5 protein-coding genes and 4 pseudogenes are annotated in these 5,440 nt (G+C 38.0%); all 9 read right to left on the bottom strand.

The genetic code is table 11. The annotated features are described in order from the left end of the window. Positions 1-244, bottom strand: a 244-nt coding sequence (locus LIZ98_RS16795; protein WP_227203147.1) for a hypothetical protein, incomplete at its 3' end; no start/stop codon positions are given. Positions 245-346: 102 nt separating this feature from the next. Next, positions 347-1,162, bottom strand: a pseudogene (locus LIZ98_RS18245) (glycine betaine ABC transporter substrate-binding protein); the annotation flags it as partial. 65 nt (positions 1,163-1,227) lie between these two features. After that, positions 1,228-1,861, bottom strand: a pseudogene (locus LIZ98_RS18240) (ABC transporter permease); the annotation flags it as partial. Beyond that, a pseudogene (locus tag LIZ98_RS16785) lies at positions 1,854-2,815 on the bottom strand (ABC transporter ATP-binding protein). The pseudogenes LIZ98_RS18240 and LIZ98_RS16785, both read right to left, overlap by 8 nt. Before the next feature lie 917 nt (positions 2,816-3,732). Further along, positions 3,733-3,930, bottom strand: coding sequence for a hypothetical protein (locus LIZ98_RS16775; protein ID WP_227140318.1), 198 nt, complete (start codon positions 3,928-3,930; stop codon positions 3,733-3,735). Between the two features lie 6 nt (positions 3,931-3,936). Next, the gene (locus LIZ98_RS16770) at positions 3,937-4,089 is read right to left on the bottom strand and encodes a hypothetical protein (RefSeq protein ID WP_227140319.1); all 153 of its coding nucleotides are present in this window, start codon (positions 4,087-4,089) and stop codon (positions 3,937-3,939) included. Then, positions 4,090-4,248: a hypothetical protein gene (locus LIZ98_RS16765; RefSeq protein ID WP_227140320.1), complete on the bottom strand. Its 159-nt coding sequence runs from the start codon at positions 4,246-4,248 to the stop codon at positions 4,090-4,092. Next, positions 4,245-4,918: pseudogene (locus LIZ98_RS16760) on the bottom strand (ATP-binding cassette domain-containing protein). Before LIZ98_RS16760 ends, LIZ98_RS16765 begins: the two are co-directional and overlap by 4 nt. 223 nt (positions 4,919-5,141) lie before the next feature. Further along, a partial coding sequence (locus tag LIZ98_RS16755) for a transposase (RefSeq protein ID WP_227140321.1) occupies positions 5,142-5,440 on the bottom strand: 299 nt, incomplete at its 5' end.

The following is a 5,440-nucleotide window of genomic DNA, read 5'->3' as shown; positions in this document are numbered from 1 at the left end:
CCCGTTCTCGTCGTCTTTTTTTGGCTGGAAACTCACTTTTTTGGCGACGAGACCCGTTCTCGTCGTCTTTTTTTGGCCGGAAACTCATTTTTCTGGCGACGAGATTCATTCTCGTCACCATTTTGCGGTGGAAAACTTCATTTTTTGGCGACGAAACCCGTTCTCGTCGTCTTTTTTTGGCCGGAAACTCATTTTTTTGGCGACGAAACCCGTTCTCATCATCATTATGGCCGGGAATTACCATTTTTTGGCAACCAAAATAAAAAAACACAGGCAAGTAAACATTCTTCATCTACTTGCCTTAAAATTCCCCAATATGAAAAACCTTTTTATAAGATTGTTACTTTCATTTTAATAGATTTTCTTTTTCCAAGTAACTCCTTGCTACCTCATACGGATTTTTCCCTTTAACATTCACTTGGTAATTCATTTCTCTCATTTCCTCATCGGTAATTCGTCCGGCCAATTTGTTTAGTGCCTTTACAATTTCCGGATACCGTTTAGCAGTTTCCTTTCGCAATAATGGTGCACCCTGATATGGCGGGAATAACTGCTTATCATCCTTTAACACTTTCAGATTATATTGTCGTAATTCACTATCGGTGGAATAAGCATCGACCAAATTAATCTCACCGGACTCTACAGCTACATAGCGAAGTTTCGGTTCCATCGTGACAAGATCCGGAAACTGGATACCGTACAATCGTTGAATCCCTTTATAACCATCTTCCCGATCGGAAAATTCCAATGTAAATCCCGCCTTTATCTGATCCTCGATACCTTTTAAATCCGAAATGGTTTCCAGTCCGTATTGTTCGGCAAAATTGCCTGGTACCGCCAATGCATACGTATTGTTATACTCCATCGGCTCAAGCATAACGAAATCGAACCGCTCCAACAGCCCGTCTTTTGCTTGCTCATACACTTTTTCCCGGTTCGTACTGTTCGCTGTCTCCTTTAAAAACTCGGAAATCGCTGTCCCGGTGAATTCCGGATAAATATCAATACTCCCGGATTTTAACGCATGAAAGACAAAGGAAGTTTTTCCAAGACCCGGTTTTAACTGTACCGACAAATCGGTATTTTCTTCAATTAAAATTTTGTACATATTTATCAATATCTCCGGTTCTGAACCAAGTTTCCCGGCAATGACTATTTTTTCATCTTGGTGACCAATGACCGGGGCAATAAGGATGACGAGAGCCAATATAAAAACAACCCTAATCGATACCAATGATTTTTTATAAGATAGTTGCTCAAATTTCTTTAGTAAGTAATCAAACAAAATAGCAAGGAGGGCTGACGGAATGGCTCCGAGTAAAATTAACTGGGCATTGTTTCGATCAATGCCAAGCAAAATCAGTTCCCCGAGTCCACCGGCACCAATTAATGCGGCAAGGGTGGCTGTACCGACAATTAAAACCATGGCCGTTCGAATCCCTGCCATCATGACCGGCATGGCAAGCGGAATTTCCACTTTAATCAATCTTCTTCTCGGATTCATCCCCATCGCATCAGCCGCTTCAATTAATGAAGGATCCACTTCTTTAATCCCTGTATATGTATTTCGTAAAATCGGTAAAACAGCATAGGCTACAAGGGCAATAATTGCCGGCACCCTGCCAATCCCGAACAGCGGTATGAGAATCCCTAATAATGCCAAAGAAGGAATCGTTTGGATAACAGAAGCGACCCCAATAATACCTTCTGCAATCCGCTTATGTCTTGTTACATAAATGCCCAATGGAATTGATATGAGAACGGCAAAAAATAAAGCGACAAACGAAATTTGAATATGTTCCAGCAAAGCACTAAGCAGTTCGCCCTTTCTCTCCTGTAATACTTGCACAATCTCACTCATCGGTCATCCCCCTTTCCGGCATATGAGCAGATAAAAATTGGATCAAGGTCTGCCGATTAATGACACCAATTTGCTTGCCATCATTTTCCACGACAAGTTGTTCATGGACGCTAAGGAGATCCAAAAGCTCACTGAATGAGGTCGATACCGGAATGACAATGGAGGGATGCATTTCACTTGATGCCAATGGTTGTACCATCGCCTCCAAATCGATGTGATTCGGCCAGTTTCCAAATTTTCCCCCCACAAATTCTCTGACAAAATCATTGGCAGGGTTCGTAACGAGTTCTTGAGGAGTACCGACTTGAACGATTTCCCCGTCCTTCATCATGCAAATCCGATCGGCCAACTTTAATGCCTCTTGCATATCATGGGTAACAAAAACAGTCGTTTTCTTCAGATTCCTCTTTAAATCAATCATATCATCCTGAAGCTTTTCCCGGCTGATGGGATCCAACGCACTAAACGGCTCGTCCATCAAAATTATTTCCGGATCAGCTGCCAAGGCACGGATGACACCAATCCTTTGCTGCTCGCCACCGGATAGTTCATTTGGTTTCCGATCTGCATAGTTTTCAGGATCCAAGCCTACCATATTCATAAGTTCATAGGCTCGCTGTTTCATCTTCTCTTTCGGCCATTTTTTCATTTCCGGCACAACCGTAATATTTTGTTCAATGGTCATATGCGGAAAAAGAGCAATTTGTTGCAAAACATAGCCAATATTCCATCTTAGTTCATGAATATCGTACGCATTAATTTTTTGCCATCGATAAAAATCGTCCCATCTGATAATGGAATTAACCGGTTAATCATTTTCAGTGTTGTTGTTTTTCCACAACCACTCGGCCCGATAAAAACAAAAAACTCACCTTGTTTAATTTCTAAATTAAGGGAATTAACCGCAACCGTACCATCTTCATATCGCTTTGATACATTTTCAAACTTAATCATAAAATGTTCCCCTTGTATTTTTGTTTTAAAAACGCGAACAAATCCACGGAACCAATTTTACCATTTCTTTTCTTATTTTTCTTCCAAGTCGACTTGTCCACCTTCAATCATTTCCTTGACTTCCGTTTATTAAATCTATGTTGAATGAAATTGATGTAAATAGTTATAGAAAACCTCTTGTAAATACATGTGGCCATAACTATAACAGTTCTGTTGTTTGTCAATCTAGCCATGTTTAGGGTTATTGTTTATTAATCAAATCACGCATCAACAGGAAATCGGATTTTCCAAAATATTTTGTTTATTTTATTTACTAGTAGTTTTATAATTTCCTAATAAGCAGAACGATTATAAATTAGCCTTTTTTATATTAAAATATAAGCGATTACTTAAGGGAGTGATTAAATGAAAAATCGTGTGAATTCGGAATTACTACCGGGTCTAGGGTCGTTTCCTGATTTAGAATTACGGCCTGAAACTTTGAAAGCAGCTCGAGAAGGTACAAGCTAATCCCGAAGCTGACATTTCAAAACGTGCTGTAAATGAATATATCCAAGCAGTCAAATATGGTTTTGAGAGGGTCGCACTGAAAAGGAGTCCGAATCCTTAATTTAAGGGCTTTTCTTCCCATAAAGTTGTAAGAGAAAAGGGAACACACGAAGTTAAGTCAAGGGTGTATTATTCTGAAGGTTGATAAGATAAAAGAGGAAACTGAAAAAGAGTACGAATGTTTAATTCGGGACTTACTATCTAGCAGGTTAAAAGAATCGGTAAATAAAAGGGGAAGTGGAGAAACAAACTCATTTCCCAACTTCCTCTTTATTTACACCAAAATTCGATCACAACTTTTATTCAAGTTCCTTTGAGGATTATCGGGTTTTGGAAAATTCAATGCACTAATTTTTCCAATTTAGCTTTTATAAATCAACAGCAATTCCATATCTTTTTCCATGATGATATTTGTCGATAACTTGTTTTTTATACAGGCTTTGGTCAAAATATAGTTTGGCGGATTTATCATTATATTTCGGATCGACGTAATAAACTAATGTGATTTGGATGGATGTGTTTGGTGACAATTTTTTTAGCTGCTCCCCTTCAAATTCCCCTTCCATTGTTTGTTAGTAATCCATACCGTAAGCAAGTTTGGTTTCTATTAGTCTCTGAACCGAAATATCTTTATTTGAAGTATTCATGACTTCCATTGCAACCTTGACCGGTAAAGATTGATCTCCATTTTTATTGTTTTCTTCTCCATACTGAAAATCAATCACTTATAATTCAGCATGGTCCAATTTAATAGAATCACCAATTTTAAACGATTGGATTTCATATGTTTTGGCTACCCCTGCATTGACAGTGTAAACTCGAAAGCCCCAGATAATGAGTCCTGCGAAAATAATGGACAGTAATAGGATCATTTTTTTACTCATTTTTCTACCCCTTGTAAATGGTAATGATCGACTATTTTGCCTTTTTCTAATATGAAAATCTCGTCGGATAAAAATTCCAATTCCTCTTTATCATGACTGGCAATCAGAATGCACTTATTTTTATTTTTTAATTCCAATAATAATTTTTTAGTTCCTCAATTCCTTCCGAGTCAAGAGCATTTGTTGGTTCATCCAATATAATCAAATCCGGTTCTTCCATAATCGCCTGTGCAATCCCTAATCGTTGTTTCATTCCTAACGAGTATTTCCGATACTTCCGCTTATCTTCAGGGTCAAGACCTACCAATCGAATTGCTTCCTTAATTCGATTATCATCAATGAAATTATTTAAACTCGCAAGCATTTTTAAATTTTGAAATCCTGTATATGAATTTAAGAAACCCGGATATTCAATTAATACACCTACACTCGGAGGAAAGGATGCATCTTTGCCCAGTTGTATTCCTCCCACTGTTATCGTCCCTTCAGTAGGTAAAATTAATCCACATAAGGCACGGAATAATATTGTTTTTCCGGATCCGTTTTTCCCCCGAAAACCGTAAATAAACCCTTTATTTAATTCTAAATTAATATCCTTTAAAATGACTTGCTGTTTCATGACTTTAGTGAGATGTTCAACTTTTAGGTAAATTTGATCTGTCTCGGCCATGTTCCATCCCTCCTATTTCAAAATATCTGTCTTCCTATATACAATAAAAATGAAAAATGCTGACAAAATATAAACGAAAACAGAGTAAAAAAAGAAAACGTTAATGAAAGATGATGTTCTAGATCAAATAGATTACTTTTCAATATCATCGAATGAATTGCCGGAAACCATTTCCAGTCTATAAATATAGATAGAGAACCTAATATAGGGGCTGCTGAACGAATCACATGCAGAAAGTCATTTGAGAAATCAACCGTTGAATTCGTTCTCTGAAAAAATTGCACAAAAGAACCTTTAGCCTTCGCTCAAGGTTCATGACTAGGAATTGAAGGCAAACTACGGTTTCACTTGTTTTTTCTAGGCATACTTGAATAAGACCCAGACCATAACTACGTTTGCCTGTGCCGAATTTGCCTTCTACTTCATTTCGTTCAGAGGCATCTATTTTCGTTAGCTGTTTTTGGATGTAGTCTTCCTCCTTGGAAGGGCGTCCAAGTCTTGGACCACTTAGACGAATTCCAC

The sequence above is a fragment of the Caldibacillus sp. 210928-DFI.2.18 genome (assembly GCF_020554505.1).
Taxonomy (GTDB): domain Bacteria; phylum Bacillota; class Bacilli; order Bacillales; family Caldibacillaceae; genus Caldifermentibacillus; species Caldifermentibacillus hisashii.
Note: the sequence above shows the minus strand (reverse complement) of the source record. Positions and strands in the feature narration are given on the sequence as shown.